This window comes from Candidatus Pantoea floridensis (genome assembly GCF_900215435.1).
GTDB classification, from domain to species: Bacteria; Pseudomonadota; Gammaproteobacteria; order Enterobacterales; family Enterobacteriaceae; genus Pantoea; species Pantoea floridensis.
The window spans coordinates 3,605,433-3,623,434 of record NZ_OCMY01000001.1; the positions used below are offsets into that span (position 1 = coordinate 3,605,433).

Below are 18,002 nucleotides of genomic sequence, written 5' to 3' on the forward strand. Positions count from 1 at the left end.
GCAATGTAATCGCCATCCCGCAGCGAGCGTCGCTGCACTCCTCAACCACATGAGGTATTGAGCGTGATGGAGATATCCAGACATCCGACCACTGTGTACCAAGCCGTTGCCGCCCAGCTGGAGCAGGCGCTGCAGGAGCGCTATCGCTGCGGCGATTATTTGCCTTCCGAGCAGCAGTTGGCGGACCACTATGAAGTCAATCGCCACACCTTGCGCCGCGCGGTCGATGAGCTAGTCAATAAAGGCCTGCTGCAACGGCGTCACGGCGTGGGCATTTTGGTGCTGATGCGTCCTTACGATTATCCGCTGCATGCACAGGCGCGCTTTAGCCAAAACCTGATGGAGCAGGGCAGTCATCCCACCAGCGAGCGTTTGCTGGCGGTAATACGTCCGGCCAGCGGCGATGTGGCGAGCGCGCTGGGCATCAGTGAGGGTGACAACGTTATCCATCTGCGCACGCTGCGCCGCGTTAATGGTGTTGCGGTTTGCGTGATTAATCACTTCCTCGCCGATCTCAGCTGGTGGCCCGCGCTGCAGCAGTTTCACAGCGGTTCGCTGCATGACTTTATGCAGCAGCACCTGGGCTTAAGCCTGACGCGCAGCCAAACCCGCATTAGCACTCGCCGCGCGCAGGCGAAAGAGTGCAAACAGCTGGAGATTGCCCTGCAGTCGCCGCTGCTGTGTGTGCGCACCCTGAATAAGCACCGCGACGGCAAGGTGGCGGAATACTCCGTTAGCCTGACGCGCGGCGACATGATTGAACTGACTCTGGAGCACGAATGAAACAGCAAACAGCCCGCCAGCACTGGCTTTCGGTGCTGGCCCACAGCGAAGCTAGCAGCCTGAATGCGCACTGGCAGCCGCTGCACTTAAGCCCGGATTTTGAGCGCGTGCGTCCGGCGGAAACCGGATTAACCCGCCTGCAGGCGCGTATGGGCGGCAGCGGCAAGCGCTTCGTGATGGGCGATGCCACGGTAACGCGCGCGGTGGTGAAACTGCACGACGGCACGCTCGGTTTTAGCTACGTGCTGGGGCGCGATAAATCCCACGCCGAGCGCTGCGCGTTAATCGATGCACTGCTGCAACAGCCGGAAACCCAGGCGCTGTTACAGGAAAAAGTGATTGCCCCGCTGGCGGCGCTGCGTGAAGAGCAGCGTCAGCTGCGCGCGCGGGAAATCGCCAGCTCCAAAGTGGATTTCTTTACGCTGGTTCGCGGAGATAACTCATGACATTACTGGCAAGTTTTAACCATCCGGTTGCCGATGCACAGCGCGCTTTCCGCCGCATCCTCAAAGCGATGAGCGAGCCGGGCGTGCTGGTGTCGCTGCCGCTGCAACAGGGCTGGGGCGATCTGTCGCCGGCGGCCACGGCGGTGCTGTTGACGCTGGTCGATCAGGAGAGCGCACTGTGGCTCGATGGTCGTATCGATAACGAGGTGGTGCGCAGCAACCTGCGCTTTCATACCGGCGTGCCGATTGTCGCTGAGCGCGATGCACCGTTCGCCTTGACGCATGCGGCGGCCAATCCCGATCCGGCTCTGTTTGCGTCTGGCGACAATATGTCGCCAGAGAAGAGCACCACGCTGATTGTTGAGGTGCCATCATTGAGCGGCGGTTTGACGCTGCGCCTCTCGGGCCCAGGTTTACGTGAACCGCGCGCCATTGCACCGCAGCTGCCGGAGGCGATTCTGCACTACCTGCGCGAGCGTCCGCATCCTTTCCCGCAGGGCGTGGATCTGATTTTCACCTGCGGTGAAGCGATGATGGCGCTGCCACGCACCACCGACGTGGAGGTGTGCTGATGTACGTTGCGGTTAAAGGGGGCGAGAAGGCGATTGCCAGCGCCCATGAGCTACAGGCCGATTTGCGGCGGGGCGACCGCGCGCTGCCGGAGTTGCAGTGCGACCAGCTGGCGCAACAGCTCGGTTTAGCGGTCGATCGCGTGATGACCGAAGGCGGCATCTATGATCCGCAGCTGGCGGCCTTAGCCATCAAACAGGCGAGCGGCGATTTAGTGGAAGCGATTTTTCTGCTGCGCGCCTATCGCACCACGCTGCCGCGCCTCGCCGATAGCCTGGCGCTGGCAACCGATGAGATGCGCCTTGAGCGCCGCATCTCCGCCGTCTACAAAGATCTGCCGGGCGGCCAGGTGCTGGGTCCCACCTACGATTACAGCCATCGCCTGCTCGATTTCACCCTGCTGGCCAATGGTGAAACGCCGGCGGCGCAGCGTGACGATCAGGCGCTACCCGAACGTTGCCCGCACGTGTTCAGCATGATGACCCATGAAGGATTGGCGGCGCGCGAAGAGGATGACGGCAGCGAGCCGTGCGACATCACCCGCGAGCCGCCCGGTTATCCCGCCACGCGCGCGGCGCGTCTGCAACAGCTGGTGCGCGGCGACGAAGGCTTCCTGCTGGCACTCGGCTACTCGACGCAGCGTGGCTACGGCCGTAACCATCCGTTCGCCGGCGAAATTCGTACCGGTTATCTCAGCGTCTCGATCTGCCCGGAAGAGCTGGGTTTTGACATCGAGATCGGCGAAATCCTGCTGACCGAATGCGAAATGGTGAACGGCTTTACTACTGAAACCGCCAGCGCGCCGCACTTCACGCGCGGTTACGGCCTGGTGTTTGGTCGCTCCGAGCGCAAAGCGATGGCGATGGCGCTGGTGGATCGTGCGCTGCAGGCACCGGAGTATAACGAACGGATTGCCGGTCCAGCGCAGGACGAAGAGTTTGTGCTGTCGCATGCCGACAACGTGGAAGCGGCGGGCTTTGTCTCGCACTTGAAACTGCCGCACTACGTCGATTTCCAGGCGGAGCTTGAGCTGCTGAAACGGCTGCGCCAACAGCATCAGGAGCAGAATCATGAGTGAGTTAACCGGCTACAACAACGGTTATCTGGATGAACAAACCAAACGCACCATCCGCCGCGCAATATTAAAAGCAGTAGCGATTCCCGGTTATCAGGTGCCGTTTGCCGGACGCGAAATGCCGATGCCGTATGGCTGGGGCACCGGCGGCATTCAGATCACCGCCAGCATCATTGGCGATGCCGATGTGCTGAAGGTGATCGATCAGGGCGCCGATGACACCACCAACGCGGTATCGATTCGTCGCTTCTTTCAGCGCGTCAGCGGCGCGGCAACCACCGAACGTACGGTTGATGCCACGCTGATTCAGACGCGGCACCGCATTCCCGAAACGCCGCTGGAAGAGGATCAGATCCTGATTTTCCAGGTGCCAATCCCGGAACCGCTGCGTTTTATTGAGCCGCGCGAGACCGAAACCCGCACCATGCACGCGCTGGAGGAGTACGGCATCATGCAGGTGAAACTGTATGAAGATATTGCCCGCTACGGTCACATCGCCACCACCTATGCCTATCCGGTGAAGGTCAACGATCGCTACGTGATGGATCCGTCACCGATCCCCAAATTCGACAACCCGAAGATGCACATGATGCCGGCGCTGCAGCTGTTTGGTGCCGGACGTGAAAAACGCATCTATGCGCTGCCGCCGTTTACCAAAGTGGAAAGTCTCGACTTCGACGATCACCCGTTCAGCGTGCAGCAGTGGGATGAACCCTGCGCGCTGTGCGGTTCGCGCCACAGCTACCTCGACGAGGTGGTGATGGATGACGCCGGTACGCGCATGTTTGTCTGCTCCGATACCGATTTTTGCCACCAGCAGCAGGAACAACAGCATGCACAGTGAACAGCCGCTGCTTGCGGTCAACAATCTGACGCACCTTTATGCGCCAGGCAAAGGCTTTGAAGAGGTGAGTTTTGAGCTCTATCCTGGCGAAGTGTTAGGCATTGTCGGGGAATCCGGTTCGGGCAAAACCACGCTGCTGCGCAGCCTGTCGGCACGGTTAGCCCCGCAGCAGGGCAACATTCTTTACCGTGCGCAGGATCTTTATCAGCTGAGCGAGAGCGATCGCCGCCGCCTGCTGCGCACCGAATGGGGCGTGGTGCATCAGCATCCGCTGGATGGTTTGCGTCCGCAGGTGACGGCGGGCGGCAACATCGGTGAACGCCTGATGGCGGTGGGCAATCGCCACTATGGCGATATCCGTAAAGAGGCGATGCGCTGGCTGCAGGATGTCGAAATCCCCGCCAACCGCATCGACGATCTGCCCACCACTTTCTCCGGCGGTATGCAGCAGCGCTTGCAGATTGCGCGCAACCTGGTGACGCAGCCGACGCTGGTGTTTATGGATGAGCCGACCGGTGGTTTGGATGTGTCGGTGCAGGCGCGCCTGCTGGATCTGCTGCGCACGCTGGTGCGTGAGCTGAATCTGGCGGTGGTGATTGTCACCCACGATCTCGGCGTGGCGCGTTTGCTGGCGCATCGTTTGCTGGTGATGAAGCAGGGCCGCGTGGTCGAGAGCGGGCTGACGGATCGCGTGCTGGACGATCCGCATCATCCGTATACCCAACTATTGGTTTCGTCGGTGTTGAGTTAACCACGACGCGGTCATCAATAAGGTCGCCATAAATGGCGACCCTACGACGTGCCATATGTAGGGTCGCCATTTATGGCGAACTCACGATATCCAAATGTAACCGTAACGCCTTGTAGGGTCGCCATTTATGGCGACCAACCAACATCAGGACATCAACATGCAACCTTTATTGCGCGTAGAGCAACTCAGCAAAACTTTTGTGCTGCACAACCAGAGCAGCGCCGCGCTACCGGTATTGCAAGATGCCAATCTGGAAGTCAGCGGCGGCGAATGCGTGGTGCTACATGGCCGTTCGGGCAGCGGAAAATCGACGCTGCTGCGCGCGCTATACGGCAACTATCAGGCCAACAGCGGGCATATCTGGCTGCAACATCAGGGCGAATGGATCGACATGGCTAATGCCCCCGCGCGCCAGATTCTGGCGATTCGCTGCCATACCATCGGCTGGGTCAGCCAGTTTCTGCGCGTCATTCCACGCGTGCCGACGCTGGAGATCGTCATGCAGCCGCTGCTGGAGCGCGGCACCGAGCGTGCCTTCTGCGAAAAGCGCGCCAAAGAGCTGCTGACGCGCCTCAACGTGCCGGAGCGTTTGTGGTCACTGGCGCCGTCCACTTTTTCCGGTGGCGAACAGCAGCGCGTCAATATCGCGCGCGGTTTTATCGCCGACTATCCGGTGCTGCTGCTGGATGAGCCGACCGCCTCGCTGGATAGCGCCAACAGCGCCGCGGTGGTGGAACTGATTGAACAGGCGCGCGCCCGCGGTGCCGCCATTGTCGGTATTTTCCATGACGAAGCGGTGCGTGCACGCGTCGCCGATCGCCTGCACGTCATGCAGCCAGTGAACACAGGAGCAGAAGCATGATTATTAACAACGTCCGGCTGGTGCTGGAGCAGGAAGTGGTGGCCGGATCGCTGGAGATCCGCGACGGGCGCATTGCCAGTTTCAGCGACAGTCGTAGCCAGCTGGCGGGCGCGCTGGATGGCGAAAACGCCTTTCTGCTGCCGGGCCTGGTAGAGTTGCACACGGACAATCTCGATAAATTCTTCACGCCGCGACCGAAAGTCGATTGGCCCGCGCACTCGGCAATGAGCAGCCACGATGCGCTAATGGTCGCCAGCGGCATTACCACGGTGCTGGATGCGATTAGCGTTGGCGACGTGCGCGATGGCGGCCATCGTCTGGATAATCTGACAAAGATGATCGACGCGATTCAGGACAGCAATCGCAAAGGGATTAACCGCGCCGATCACCATTTGCATCTGCGCTGCGAGCTGCCGCACAACACCACGCTGCCGCTGTTTGAGGCGCTGATGAACACGCCGGAGCTGTCGCTGGTGTCGCTGATGGACCACTCGCCGGGCCAGCGTCAGTACGCCTCGCTGGAGATGTATCGCACCTATTATCAGGGCAAATATCAGCTCAGCGACGCGCAGATGGATCAGTTTGAACGCGAACAGCTGGCGCTGGCCGCTGAGTTCTCGACGCCGAACCGCAACGCCATCTCCAGTTTGTGCCGTTCGCGCGGCATTCCGCTGGCCAGCCACGATGATGCCACGGCGGCCCACGTCGCCGAATCGCATGATGTTGGCAGCGCCATCGCCGAATTTCCCACCACGCGGGAAGCAGCGCGCGCCTCGCGTGAATGTGGCATGCAGGTGTTGATGGGCGCACCGAATATCGTGCGCGGCGGATCGCACTCCGGCAATGTAGCGGCGGCGGAACTCGCCAGTCACGGCCTGCTGGATATTCTCTCCTCCGACTACTATCCCGCCAGTTTGCTCGACGCGGTGTTCCGTTTGGTCGCCGATGAACGCAATACCCTGACGCTGCCGCAGGCGGCGGCGCTGGTGACGTGCAATCCGGCGCAGGCGATTGGCCTGCACGATCGCGGGCGCATCGCCGAAGGGCTGCGCGCCGATTTAGTACTGGCGCATACCGATCATGGCCATTCACACATTCGCCACGTCTGGTCGCAAGGCAAGTTGGTGTTCTGATGGCGCGCCTCATCTGGCTGACCGGGCCTTCGGGCGCGGGCAAAGATAGCCTGCTGAACGCGCTGCGTGAGGCGCCGCCGGATAATCTGTTGATCGCCCATCGCTACATCACGCGCGCAGCCGATGCCGGCGGCGAGAATCATGTGGCGCTGAGCGAGGCGGAGTTCCGGCGACGTGAAGCACTGGGGCTGTTTGCCGTGAGCTGGCAGGCGCACGGTCTGCATTATGGGCTGGGCGAGGAGATCGATCTGTGGCTGGCGCGCGGTCTTAACGTGCTGGTCAACGGTTCGCGCCTGCATCTGCCGATAGTGCAGCAGCATTATGGTACGCAGCTGCTGCCGCTGGTGTTGCAGGTGTCGCCGGAAGTGCTGGCGAAGCGGCTGCGGCAGCGCGGGCGGGAGTCAGACGTTGAGATCGCAAAACGTCTGGCGCGTGCGGCCGAACCGCTGCCGGCACACTGCTATGCGCTGAATAACGATGGCGCATTGCGCGATACGCTCGAGCATTTGCGGCAATTGTTGGCTGATTGACCGAAATACACACCGACGCACCAGGTCGCCATAAATGGCGACCCTACGACAACGGGCATGCGATTTTGTAGGGGCGCCATTTATGGCGACCTAATACACACCGACGCGCCAGGTCGCCATGAATGGCGACCCTACGACAACGGGCATGTGATTTTGTAGGGGCGCCATTTATGGCGACCTAATACACACCGACGCGGCAGGTCGCCATGAATGGGGACCCTACGACGGGCCAATGTGCATTTTTCGCGTCCGTACCACGCTGTCACCGTTTAATCACTTTACTGTCATCAAGCTTTCATGCGATTTGCCCGTAATAGCGGGCAATCAACCACTCAGCAGAGATGGAGTGCATCATGGCACAGGCATTACTGAAAACCGTCGTCGACAATCCGTTTCCGCCCATCACCGGGCAGGGCAACAAGGTGCTGTCGGTGCAAGGATTGTGTAAAGCGTACGGCGCTAACAAGGTGCTGGATAACGTCAGCTTCGATCTGCATGCGGGCGAGCTGGTGGCCGTGATTGGTCGCTCAGGCGCAGGCAAATCGACGCTGCTGCATATGTTGAACGGCACCATCAGCGCCTCACAGGGCGCGATTCTCAGCAATCATCAGGGCGAAGTGGATCGCGATGTGGTGACGCTGAACAGCCGCCAGATGCGTGAATGGCGCAGCGAATGCGGCATGATTTTCCAGGATTTCTGTCTGGTGCCGCGCCTTGATGTGATCACCAATGTGCTGCTCGGCCGTTTAAGCCAGACCTCAACGCTGAAATCGTTCTTCAAAGTCTTTTCCGAAACCGACCGCGCTCGCGCCATTGAACTGCTGCAGTGGATGAACATGCTGCCGCAGGCGCTACAGCGTGCAGAAAACCTCTCCGGCGGCCAGATGCAACGCGTGGCGATTTGCCGGGCGCTGATGCAGAACCCGCGCATCCTGCTGGCGGATGAACCGGTAGCGTCACTCGATCCGAAAAATACCAAGCGCATCATGGACGTGCTGCGCCAGGTGAGCGAGCAGGGCATCAGCGTGATGGTCAACCTGCACTCAATCGAACTGGTGCGAAGCTACTGCACCCGCGTCATCGGCATTCAGCGCGGCAGAGTGCTGTTTGATGGACATCCTTCCCAGTTGACCGACGGCCTGATGCATGAGCTGTACGGCGACGAAATTAACCAGCTCCACTAACTTCCACGGCAAGAGAACAACCACCAATGAAACTGACCTCTTTAGCTTTACTGACTATGGCGATGGCTTTTGGCGTTAACGCTGCGGATGCACCAAAAGAACTGAACCTCGGTATTCTCGGCGGCCAGAACGCCACACAGCAGATTGGCGATAACCAGTGTGTGAAAGATTTCTTCGACAAGGAGCTGCAGGTGGATACCAAACTGCGCAACTCCTCAGATTACTCCGGCGTGATTCAGGGCCTGCTGGGCAACAAGATTGATCTGGTGCTGAGCATGTCGCCTGCTTCTTACGCCTCGGTTTACCTGCAGAACCCGAAAGCGGTAGATATAGTTGGCATTGTGGTGGATGACAAAGACGGTTCACAGGGTTATCACTCGGTGGTGATCGTCAAAGCCGACAGCCCGTATAAAAAACTGGAAGACCTGAAGGGCAAATCGTTCGGCATGGCCGATCCGGATTCCACCTCAGGCTTCCTGATGCCAAATCAGGCATTCAAGAAAGAGTTTGGCGGCACGGTTGATGATAAGTACAACAACACCTTCTCCAGCGTCACCTTCTCCGGCGGCCACGAGCAGGACATTCTCGGCGTGCTCAACGGCCAGTTTGATGGCGCGGTAACCTGGACATCGCTGATTGGCGACCGTGAAAGCGGCTATACCTCCGGCGCGTTTGGTCGCCTGATTCGTATGGATCATCCGGACCTGATGAAGCAGATCCGCATTATCTGGCAGTCGCCGCTGATCCCGAACGGCCCCATTCTGGTGAGCAACAACCTGCCCGCTGATTTCAAAGCGAAGGTGGTGGCCACCATCAAGAAACTGGATAAAGACGATCACGGCTGCTTTGTTAAAGCGGTGGGCGGAACCCAGCACATCGGCCCGGCAACCGTGGCGGATTACCAGAACATTATCGATATGAAGCGTGATTTGATGAAGGGTTCGCGCGGGTAAGCGATAAAACGGTGCGCATTAATGCGCACCCTACATTGAAGGGTCGCCATTCATGGCGACCGGGTTACACAGGAATCTCCCTCTTGACCGATTTCGAACACTACTACCAACGCATCCGCCGCCAGCAAAAGCGCGACTCGCTGCTGTGGTCGCTGCTGTTGCTGGCGCTCTATCTGGCCGCGGGCAAGATGGCGGAATTCAATCTGCTCACCGTCTGGCAATCGTTGCCACACTTCTTTGATTACATCGGCGCAACCCTGCCGGTGCTGCACCTGCCGTTGCTGTTTGCCGATGGCAAAACCGAAGGTTCGCTGGCCTATTGGGGCTACCGTCTGCACTTCCAGCTGCCGCTGATCTGGGAAACCTTACAGCTGGCGCTGTCGTCCACCATCGTGGCGGTAGGCATTGCCGCCGTGCTGGCGTTTTTCGCCGCCGATAATACGCAAACGCCGCGCAGCCTGCGCATCGCGATCCGCGCCTTTGTCGCCTTCCTGCGCACCATGCCGGAGCTGGCGTGGGCGGTGATGTTTGTTATGGCATTCGGCATTGGCGCCATTCCCGGCTTCCTCGCGCTGGCGCTGCACACCGTCGGCAGTTTGACCAAACTGTTCTACGAAGCGATTGAGAGCGCCTCGGATAAACCGGTGCGCGGCCTCGCTGCCTGCGGGGCCAGCAAACTGCAGCGCATGCGCTTCGCCTTCTGGCCGCAGGTTAAACCGACGTTCCTCTCCTACAGCTTTATGCGTCTGGAAGTTAACTTCCGCTCCTCGACCATTCTTGGCCTGGTTGGCGCGGGCGGGATCGGCCAGGAGCTGATGACCAATATAAAACTCGATCGTTACGATCAGGTCAGCATCACGCTGCTGCTGATTATTGTGGTGGTTTCGCTGCTGGATACCTTGTCTGGCTGGCTGCGTCGCCGCGTGGTGGAAGGAGAGATGCAATGATTACGCTGGCACCGGATGTCGCCAAAATCAAACAGGAGCATGCCGCCCTGTTTGCCGCTCAGCAGCGCTATTTGCGTCGCGTGGCACTGGTGGCGCTGGCTATCGTGCTTTACTACCTGTTCTTTTTTGCATTTTTTGGCATTGAATGGAGCCGCTTTCTCATCGGCTGCCAGCAGCTTAGCCGCTACTTCCTGCGCATGTTTGTCTGGCAGGATTTCCTCAACTGGCCGTTTGGCTACTACTTCACCCAGGTGGGGATTACGCTGGCGATTGTGTTTTCCGGTACGCTAACCGCCTCACTGATTGCGCTGCCGGTTTCGTTCCTCGCGGCGCGTAACGTGATGCACGATCCCGTGACGCGGCCGATTTCACTGGCGGTGCGTCGCGTGCTTGATGTATTGCGGGGCATCGACATGGCGATCTGGGGGCTGATCTTCGTGCGCGCCGTGGGCATGGGGCCGCTGGCGGGCGTGTTGGCGATTGTGGTTCAGGACGTTGGCCTGCTCGGCAAACTGTATGCCGAAGGGCACGAAGCGGTGGAGCGTTCACCGAGCCGCGGCCTTAGCGCGGTGGGCGCTAACAGCCTGCAAAAACATCGCTACGGCATCTTCACCCAGTCGTTCCCGACCTTTCTCGCGCTCAGCCTGTATCAGATTGAGTCCAACACGCGGTCGGCGGCGGTGCTCGGTTTCGTCGGCGCCGGCGGTGTGGGGCTGGTTTATGCCGAGAACATGCGTCTATGGAACTGGGATGTCGTGATGTTCCTGACCATTATCCTGGTGGCGGTGGTGATGATCATGGACGTGGTGTCCAGCAAGCTGCGCAAACGCTATATCACCGGGAAAGGGGTGCCGCTGTGGCAGCCTGCCGCGCGCGATTAAGCCGTGCACTGCGTTGCCAGGCGCGCTCCAGCACCTGCACCAGCTGCGCCTGCTGCCAGGGTTTCGCCAGCCGCTCACACAGCGGCAGCGTGACCTGCGTCTGACGCAGATCCTGACCGCTGATTAAGATTGTCGCCAGATGCGGCCACTGCGCCTGCGCCTGGCGAATCACGTCCGCACCGTTAAGCCCGCCCGGCAGCATCAAATCACTGATCAGCAGCTCAACATCTGGCGTCTGGCGCAGCAGTGCCAGCGCGCTTTCGCCGTCACCGCACTCCAGCGTCAGGTAACCGAGCTGATGCAGATGTTCACACAGCGTTTGCCGCACCGTGGGTTCATCATCCAGCACCAATACCAGCCGATCGCTGCTGATTTCCGGGGTAAAGGCCGACGGCAGCGCCACCGGCTGCGCGGTATCTGGTGCGCGTGGCAGCAGCAGGCGCACGGTGGTGCCTTGCCCCGGCGCGGTTTCCAGTTCTACCTGCCCGCCGGACTGACGCACAAAGCCATACACCATCGATAACCCCAAACCGCTGCCGCTGCCGATCGCTTTGGTGGTAAAGAATGGCTCAAACACCTGTTCACGCACCTCCGTCGACATGCCACAACCGTGATCGATAACCTCAATCGTGACGCGATCGCGTTTGCCGTCCGCTTCCTGCTTGCGCTGGTTCCAGATGCGCAGACGGATTTCTCCGCTTTGTTGCTCCATGGCATCGCGCGCATTCACCACCAGATTCATCAACGCATTTTCCAGCTGGCCGGCATCGATCCACGCCGGCCAGCCGGGACGCTGTGCATCCACCACCAGCTGCTGTCCCGGTAACAGCGCGTGCTGCAACAGCGAGTGCAGATTGTCTACCAGCTCCACCACCGATACCGCACGCGGGTAGAGCGCCTGTTTGCGCGAGAAGGCCAGCAGGCGCTGCGTTAATTGTGCGGCACGGTCGGCCGCCTGACGGGCACGATCGATGCGGTTGGCGAGTGTGCCGGGCGGCAGCTGATCGACGGTGAGCGCCAGGCTGCCAATGATCACCGCCAGCAGATTATTGAAATCATGCGCCAGTCCGCCGGTTAGCTGTCCAACCGCTTTCATCTTCTGGCTGTGCAGCAGCGCTTCTTCCAGCGCTTTGCGCGTGGTGCGCTCCAGCACGGTGTTCACCATGCCACGACGCGGCACCGGGCTGAAACGCAGCTCCAGCGTGCGGCCATCATCCAGCCGCACTTCCTGGGCATCCGCTAGCCCGTTGAGCTGGATATTGACGCGGGTTAGCAGCTGCTGATAGTGCAGGCCGCGATGCAGTTCGCGCGGCGCGATACCCAGCAGCTCGGCATATTGCGCATTCCACACCACCAGCTGGCCGCTGTTGTCAAACAGCGCAAAGCCGTCGCGCATCGCCAGAAAGGTGGATTCCAGCTGGTTGCTTTTCTCTTTCAGCAGGCGCGAGGTGTGCGCCAGCGAGGCGGTATTACGCGCAAACACGTTAAAGGCGCGCGCCAGATCGCCAAGCTCATCGCGCCGCGCCAGACCGGGTACGTTGACGCTCTTTTCACCCTGTGCCAGCCGCGTCATGGCGTGGGCGATCGCCGTCAGGCTGGAGCCGAGATTGCGGTAAATGTAGTAACCCGCGTAACCGGTGATCAGCAGCGCCAGCAGCATAAACAGGCCAATAAAGCCGATGATGGAATCCAGCTCCTCGTGAGTCACTGCGCTGCGCGCATCGCTCTGCTGCGCCACCAGCTGCACGTAATGGGTGATGTCTTCATTGAGCATCGCCACCAGCGCTTTAATGCGGTAGGTGGCGTAGGCGATAGCGATATCACTCTGCTCAAGCTGCTGCGCCACGGGTAGCAAACTGCTGCTGGTCGCGATCAGCCGTTGTGCCTGGGTATTTAACACGCCGCTCAGTGCTAACGCGTGCCACTGGCGCAGCACCGTTTGCAGCTGCTGCACCGCCGCTTGTGGCCCCGTGGATTGAATCGCCACGCTTAACAGGCTGTGGGTTTGCTGACGCAGCGCGTCAGAAGGGGAATTGGCGTGAGTCAGGAGATCAATACGATTAAGCAGCAGCTGCGCTTGCCACAGGCCGCTTAGCATCACGTTGCGCTGCAAGTGGCGTTGATGACCTTCACGCAGCAGTTGATTAATGCTCAGTTCCAGCATCTGGCTGCGTTCACGAATCCGCGTGAGCAGCTGCGGTTGCTGAGCGGCCAGCGGCGCGTGGGCTAGCAGCGTCAGCGACTGCTGCAACGCCCGTTGGGTTTGCTGCAATCGAGCCGACTCGCTCTGATACTCCAGCGCGCCGACCACCTGCGACAGGCGCACTGAGGCAATCGCCACATTGGCGGTATCGCGCGCCAGCGCCAGGCTGCCATTCATATCGGCCAGAGTTTGTGCCTGTGCCTGTTCCTGAATGTGACCGGCGTGGCGAAATCCAAAAATCGCCACCAGGCCGACTGCCAGCGTGACCGACATCACCAGCAGGTTAAACAGCAGCAGGCGACTACGTGCGCCAGCGTGCCAGTGCAGACCGTGACTCATTTTCGCCACCTCTTACCGCTCAACTCCCGGCGAGTATAGAAGCGCGAGCGGGGCGAAATATGACAAATATGAACGGTCGCTGACATTTTCCATTTATCTGGGCAGGCTTTACTCGCTGCAACCTTTGCCAGCAGGAGCCTCTCAATGGACGGCACACCGATACTCTCGATGCGTGGTATCACCCGGCGCTTTGGCAGTTTCTATGCGCTAAAGGGCGTGGATCTCACGGTCTGGCCCGGTGAAGTGCATGCGCTGATGGGTGAAAATGGCGCAGGCAAAAGTACTTTGATGAAAATTCTGGCCGGTGCTTATACCGCCAGCAGTGGGGAAATTCTTATCGACGGCCAGCCTTATGCGATTAAAGGCCCTAAAGAGGCGCTGGCGGCGGGCATTACGCTGATTTATCAGGAGATCAACCTGGCACCCAATCTCACGGTGGCGGAGAACATCTTCCTCGGCAGCGAAATCACGCGCGGCGGGCTGGTGAAACGTCGCCAGATGGCAGAAGAGGCGCAGCGGGTGATCGATCGGTTGGGCGCACAGTTCAACGCCACCGATCTGGTGAGCCGTCTCAGCATTGCCGAGCAGCAGCAGGTGGAAATCGCCCGCGCGCTGCACCGTAACAGCCGCATCCTGGTGATGGATGAACCTACCGCGGCGCTCTCCAATCGCGAAACCGAACAGCTGTTTGCGCTGATTAAACGTCTGCGCAGCGAAGGCATGGCCATCATCTATATCAGCCACCGCATGGCGGAAGTGTATGAGCTTTCAGACCGGGTGAGCGTCCTGCGCGACGGCGAATATGTGGGCAGCCTGACGCGCGAACAGCTCAACGCCAGCGAGCTGGTGCGCATGATGGTGGGCCGTCCGCTCAGCGACCTGTTCAACAAAGACCGCACTATTCCGCCTGGCGACATCCGCCTGGCCGTCAATCACCTGAGCGACAAACACAAAGTGCATCCCAGCAGTCTGGTGGTGCGCGCCGGCGAGATCGTCGGCCTGGCGGGATTGGTCGGTGCCGGGCGCAGCGAGCTGGCGCAGCTGATTTTTGGTGTGCGTAAACCCAGCAGCGGCGAGATCTGGATCGATGGCGAAAAGGTGCAGATTCACTCCCCGCGCGATGCGATTGCGCGCGGCATCGGTTTTCTCACCGAGAACCGTAAAGAGCAGGGCCTGTTTCTCGAGCTGGCGGCGCAAGACAACATTGTGATGGCGACGCTGGAGCGCGATGCCAGCTACGGCCTGCTGAACCGGCGCAAAGGGCAGAAGATCGCCAGCGAAGCAATCGATTCGCTCAACATTCGCGTGCCGCACGCTCAGGTGCGTGCCGGTGGTTTATCCGGCGGCAATCAACAGAAGCTGCTGATTTCACGCTGGGTGGCGATTGCGCCCCGCATCCTGATTCTTGACGAGCCGACGCGTGGCGTGGATGTCGGCGCTAAGAGCGAAATCTACCGCATGATGCAGCAGATGGCGCAGCAGGGCGTGGCGATATTAATGATCTCCAGCGAGCTGCCGGAAGTGGTGGGCATGAGCGATCGGGTGTATGTGATGCGCGAAGGTTCTATCGCCGGTGAGCTGAGTGGGGCAGAGATTAGCCAGGAAAACATTATGACACTGGCCACCGGCGCACAGCCGGTTCAGGCCTGAGGAGACCGCAATGACCAGTGAAACCGCACGCGTAAAAAGCCCGACGCTCAAGCGCGCGTTAATGAGCGACCTGCTGCAAACCGTCGGCATCCTGCCGATTCTCATCCTGATCGTGGCGGTGTTTGGCTTTGTCACGCCGAACTTCTTCACCGAGGGCAATCTGCTCAACATCACACGTCAGGCTTCGATCAATATCGTGCTGGCGGCGGGCATGACTTTTGTGATCCTCACCGGCGGCATTGATTTGTCGGTGGGATCGATGCTCGGCACCACGGCAGTGGTGGCGATGGTGGTGTCGCTCGATCCGGCATTTGCGTCGCTCACTATTCCGGCGGCCTTGGGTGCCGGGCTGATTATGGGGTTGTTCAACGGCGTTCTGGTGGCGTGGGCAGGGCTACCGCCCTTTATTGTTACGCTGGGTACCTATACCGCGATGCGCGGCGCGGCCTATCTGCTGGCCAACGGCACCACGGTGATTAACTCCGACATCAATTTTGAGTGGATAGGCAACGGCTATCTCGGGCCGGTGCCGTGGCTGATCGTTATCGCCTTTGCGGTGATTGCGCTGTGCTGGTTCATTCTGCGTCGCACCACGTTGGGCGTACACATCTACGCGGTGGGCGGCAACGTGCAGGCGGCGCGCCTCACCGGTATCAAAGTTAGCGTGGTGCTGCTGTTTGTCTACGCCATGAGCGGCTTGCTGTCCGGACTCGGTGGGCTGATGAGCGCCTCGCGCTTGTATAGCGCCAACGGCAACCTCGGCGTCGGTTATGAGCTGGATGCGATTGCAGCGGTGATCCTTGGCGGCACCAGTTTTGTCGGCGGTATCGGCACCATCACCGGTACGCTGATTGGTGCGCTCATCATTGCCACGTTGAATAACGGTATGACGCTGATGGGCGTCTCCTATTTCTGGCAGTTAGTGATAAAGGGCGCGGTGATCATTATCGCGGTGCTGATCGATAAGTATCGGACACGGCATCACGTGGGTTGAGATTGTGCGTGCTGGCCCTCACCCCAGCCCTCTCCCGCAGGCGGGAGAGGGGGCCGCCCGAGCAAGCTGAAATTTCAAAGTCCGCTCCACCTAATCATTCCCTCTCCCGCTGGCGGGAGAGGGCTAGGGTGAGGGTAAAAAACCAAAAAAAGCAGGAGAACATCGACTATGCGTTTTAATCCGATTGTAACCGGGCTGCTGGCGGCGACGCTGTTCAGTGCTGGCGTGGCTCAGGCAAAAGAACTGAAATCTATCGGCGTGACGGTGGGCGATCTTGCCAACCCGTTCTTCGTGCAGATCACCAAAGGCGCAGAGCTCAAGGCGCGGGAGCTGGCGGGCGACAAGGTCAATGTGACGCTGGTGTCCAGCGGCTACGATCTTGGCCAGCAGGTGGGCCAGATTGATAACTTTATCGCCGCCAAAGTGGACATGATCATCCTTAACGCCGCCGATTCCAAAGGCATTGCGCCGGCGGTGAAACGTGCGCGTGACGCCGGCATTGTGGTGGTGGCGGTCGACGTGGCGGCTGACGGCGCCAACGCAACCATTACCTCCGATAACACCGCCGCCGGGGCGATGGCGTGTAAATACATCTCCGATCGCCTGAAAGCCAAAGGCAACGTGGTGATCATCAACGGGCCGCCGGTCTCTGCGGTGCAGAACCGTGTCGAAGGCTGCATGAACGAGCTGAAGACTCATCCTGATATCAAACTGCTCTCTTATAACCAGAACGCTAAAGGCAGCCGTGAAGGTGGCCTGGAAGTGATGACCGGCCTGCTATCTGCTAATCCGAAGATTGATGCGGTATTCGCCATTAACGATCCCACGGCGATTGGGGCTGATTTAGCCGCGAAACAGGCGCAGCGTAACGAGTTCTTTATTGTTGGCGTCGATGGATCGCCAGACGGTGAAGAAGCGCTGAAACGCAAAGGCTCACTGTTCGTCGCAACGCCGGCTCAAGACCCGCAGGTGATGGCAGCGAAAGCGGTCGAGATCGGTTACGACATTCTGCAGGGTAAACCAGCGCCGGATAAGCCGGTGTTGATCCCAGTGACGATGATCGATCGTAATAGCGTAAGCAGCTACAAGGGCTGGACGGTGAAATAATCCCGAGAGATGTAGGGTCGCCATTCATGGCGACCTGAACCCCGAAACGCGAGGAGCTTTCATGCAACGCTCTGAAGTGAATGCGATTTTACAACGTACCCGCGAATTTTTTATACGTCAGGATGTGCATCTGCCGCCGTGGGCCGATTTCGGCCTCGCGCAGTGGCGCGCGCTGGATAAACAGGCCGCCGATGAACTGCTGGCGCTGCACCTCGGCTGGGATGTCACCAGCTTCGGTGCCGACGATTTTACGCAAACCGGTTTAACCCTGTTCACCCTGCGCAACGGCTCACGCGGCGGCCGGCCGTGGGGCAAGCCCTATGCCGAGAAGATCATGCATGTGCGCGAAGGGCAGATCACGCCCATGCATTACCACCCGCAAAAGATGGAAGACATCATCAATCGCGGCGGCGGCAATCTGATCGTCACGCTGCATAACCGGGCGGGCAATCAGCTGGCCGATACGGCGGTGAATGTCACGCTGGATGGCATCCGCCAAACCCATGCCGCCGGTTCGCAGTTACGCTTATCGCCCGGCGAAAGCGTCACCTTGCTGCCGGGCATCTGGCACAGCTTCTGGGGCGAAGAGGGTTACGGCGACGTGCTGGTGGGTGAAGTCTCAATGCCCAACGACGACGAACATGACAATGTTTTTCTCACGCCGCTGGCGCGCTTTAATCCGCTTGATGAAGATGAAGAACCGCGCTGGCTGTTGTGTAACGACTATCACCGCTGGCTGGCATAAAGGAG

Annotated in this window: 18 protein-coding genes; 17 read left to right on the forward strand and 1 reads right to left on the reverse strand. The window is 59.7% G+C overall.

The window, feature by feature from the left end:
• Window positions 1-66: 66 nt before the first annotated feature.
• The 13 genes from phnF (at window position 67) to phnE (CRO19_RS16845) (ending at window position 10,959) form a co-directional block, all read left to right on the forward strand.
• Window positions 67-783, forward strand: a complete 717-nt coding sequence (phnF, locus tag CRO19_RS16785; RefSeq protein WP_097096848.1) for a phosphonate metabolism transcriptional regulator PhnF — start codon at window positions 67-69, stop codon at window positions 781-783.
• A complete protein-coding gene (gene phnG / locus CRO19_RS16790) occupies window positions 780-1,229 on the forward strand; it encodes a phosphonate C-P lyase system protein PhnG (protein ID WP_097096849.1) in 450 nt (149 codons plus the stop codon). Before phnF ends, phnG begins: the two co-directional genes overlap by 4 nt.
• Window positions 1,226-1,801 (forward strand): phosphonate C-P lyase system protein PhnH, encoded by a 576-nt coding sequence (gene phnH, locus CRO19_RS16795; RefSeq protein ID WP_097096850.1) that lies wholly within the window; start codon window positions 1,226-1,228, stop codon window positions 1,799-1,801. Before phnG ends, phnH begins: the two co-directional genes overlap by 4 nt.
• Complete coding sequence (locus tag CRO19_RS16800; RefSeq protein WP_097096851.1) at window positions 1,801-2,877, forward strand: carbon-phosphorus lyase complex subunit; 1,077 nt, start codon at window positions 1,801-1,803, stop codon at window positions 2,875-2,877. Before phnH ends, CRO19_RS16800 begins: the two co-directional genes overlap by 1 nt.
• Window positions 2,870-3,718, forward strand: coding sequence for an alpha-D-ribose 1-methylphosphonate 5-phosphate C-P-lyase PhnJ (locus CRO19_RS16805; protein WP_097096852.1), 849 nt, complete (start codon window positions 2,870-2,872; stop codon window positions 3,716-3,718). Before CRO19_RS16800 ends, CRO19_RS16805 begins: the two co-directional genes overlap by 8 nt.
• Window positions 3,708-4,469, forward strand: coding sequence for a phosphonate C-P lyase system protein PhnK (phnK, locus tag CRO19_RS16810; protein ID WP_097096853.1), 762 nt, complete (start codon window positions 3,708-3,710; stop codon window positions 4,467-4,469). Before CRO19_RS16805 ends, phnK begins: the two co-directional genes overlap by 11 nt.
• Before the next feature lie 157 nt (window positions 4,470-4,626).
• On the forward strand, window positions 4,627-5,331 hold the full coding sequence (phnL, locus tag CRO19_RS16815; protein WP_097096854.1) for a phosphonate C-P lyase system protein PhnL: 705 nt from the start codon (window positions 4,627-4,629) through the stop codon (window positions 5,329-5,331).
• Window positions 5,328-6,464 (forward strand): alpha-D-ribose 1-methylphosphonate 5-triphosphate diphosphatase, encoded by a 1,137-nt coding sequence (phnM, locus tag CRO19_RS16820; protein ID WP_097096855.1) that lies wholly within the window; start codon window positions 5,328-5,330, stop codon window positions 6,462-6,464. Before phnL ends, phnM begins: the two co-directional genes overlap by 4 nt.
• Entirely contained in the window at window positions 6,464-6,994 is a 531-nt protein-coding gene (gene phnN, locus CRO19_RS16825; protein WP_097096856.1) for a ribose 1,5-bisphosphokinase, read from the forward strand. Before phnM ends, phnN begins: the two co-directional genes overlap by 1 nt.
• A 353-nt stretch (window positions 6,995-7,347) precedes the next feature.
• On the forward strand, window positions 7,348-8,178 hold the full coding sequence (gene phnC, locus CRO19_RS16830; RefSeq protein WP_097096857.1) for a phosphonate ABC transporter ATP-binding protein: 831 nt from the start codon (window positions 7,348-7,350) through the stop codon (window positions 8,176-8,178).
• Between the two features lie 26 nt (window positions 8,179-8,204).
• Window positions 8,205-9,131 carry a phosphonate ABC transporter substrate-binding protein gene (gene phnD, locus CRO19_RS16835; RefSeq protein WP_097096858.1) on the forward strand — a complete coding sequence of 309 codons (927 nt, stop codon included), beginning with the start codon at window positions 8,205-8,207 and terminating at the stop codon, window positions 9,129-9,131.
• Between the two features lie 83 nt (window positions 9,132-9,214).
• The gene (gene phnE, locus CRO19_RS16840) at window positions 9,215-10,078 is read left to right on the forward strand and encodes a phosphonate ABC transporter, permease protein PhnE (RefSeq protein WP_097096859.1); all 864 of its coding nucleotides are present in this window, start codon (window positions 9,215-9,217) and stop codon (window positions 10,076-10,078) included.
• Window positions 10,075-10,959, forward strand: coding sequence for a phosphonate ABC transporter, permease protein PhnE (gene phnE, locus CRO19_RS16845; RefSeq protein ID WP_097096860.1), 885 nt, complete (start codon window positions 10,075-10,077; stop codon window positions 10,957-10,959). Before phnE (CRO19_RS16840) ends, phnE (CRO19_RS16845) begins: the two co-directional genes overlap by 4 nt.
• Here phnE (CRO19_RS16845) and CRO19_RS16850 read toward each other — a convergent pair.
• Window positions 10,913-13,501, reverse strand: coding sequence for an ATP-binding protein (locus CRO19_RS16850; RefSeq protein WP_097096861.1), 2,589 nt, complete (start codon window positions 13,499-13,501; stop codon window positions 10,913-10,915). The two genes, phnE (CRO19_RS16845) and CRO19_RS16850, sit on opposite strands and share 47 nt — an antisense overlap.
• Before the next feature lie 144 nt (window positions 13,502-13,645).
• Here CRO19_RS16850 and CRO19_RS16855 point away from each other — a divergent pair, with 144 nt between their 5' ends.
• The 4 genes from CRO19_RS16855 to CRO19_RS16870 all read left to right on the forward strand — a co-directional run bounded on the left by CRO19_RS16855 (window position 13,646) and on the right by CRO19_RS16870 (window position 17,997).
• Window positions 13,646-15,151 (forward strand): sugar ABC transporter ATP-binding protein, encoded by a 1,506-nt coding sequence (locus CRO19_RS16855; protein WP_097096862.1) that lies wholly within the window; start codon window positions 13,646-13,648, stop codon window positions 15,149-15,151.
• Between the two features lie 10 nt (window positions 15,152-15,161).
• Entirely contained in the window at window positions 15,162-16,145 is a 984-nt protein-coding gene (locus tag CRO19_RS16860) for an ABC transporter permease subunit (protein WP_097096863.1), read from the forward strand.
• Window positions 16,146-16,313: 168 nt separating this feature from the next.
• A complete protein-coding gene (locus tag CRO19_RS16865) occupies window positions 16,314-17,252 on the forward strand; it encodes an ABC transporter substrate-binding protein (protein WP_097096864.1) in 939 nt (312 codons plus the stop codon).
• Between the two features lie 61 nt (window positions 17,253-17,313).
• Complete coding sequence (locus tag CRO19_RS16870; RefSeq protein ID WP_097096865.1) at window positions 17,314-17,997, forward strand: D-lyxose/D-mannose isomerase; 684 nt, start codon at window positions 17,314-17,316, stop codon at window positions 17,995-17,997.
• Window positions 17,998-18,002 lie beyond the last annotated feature (5 nt).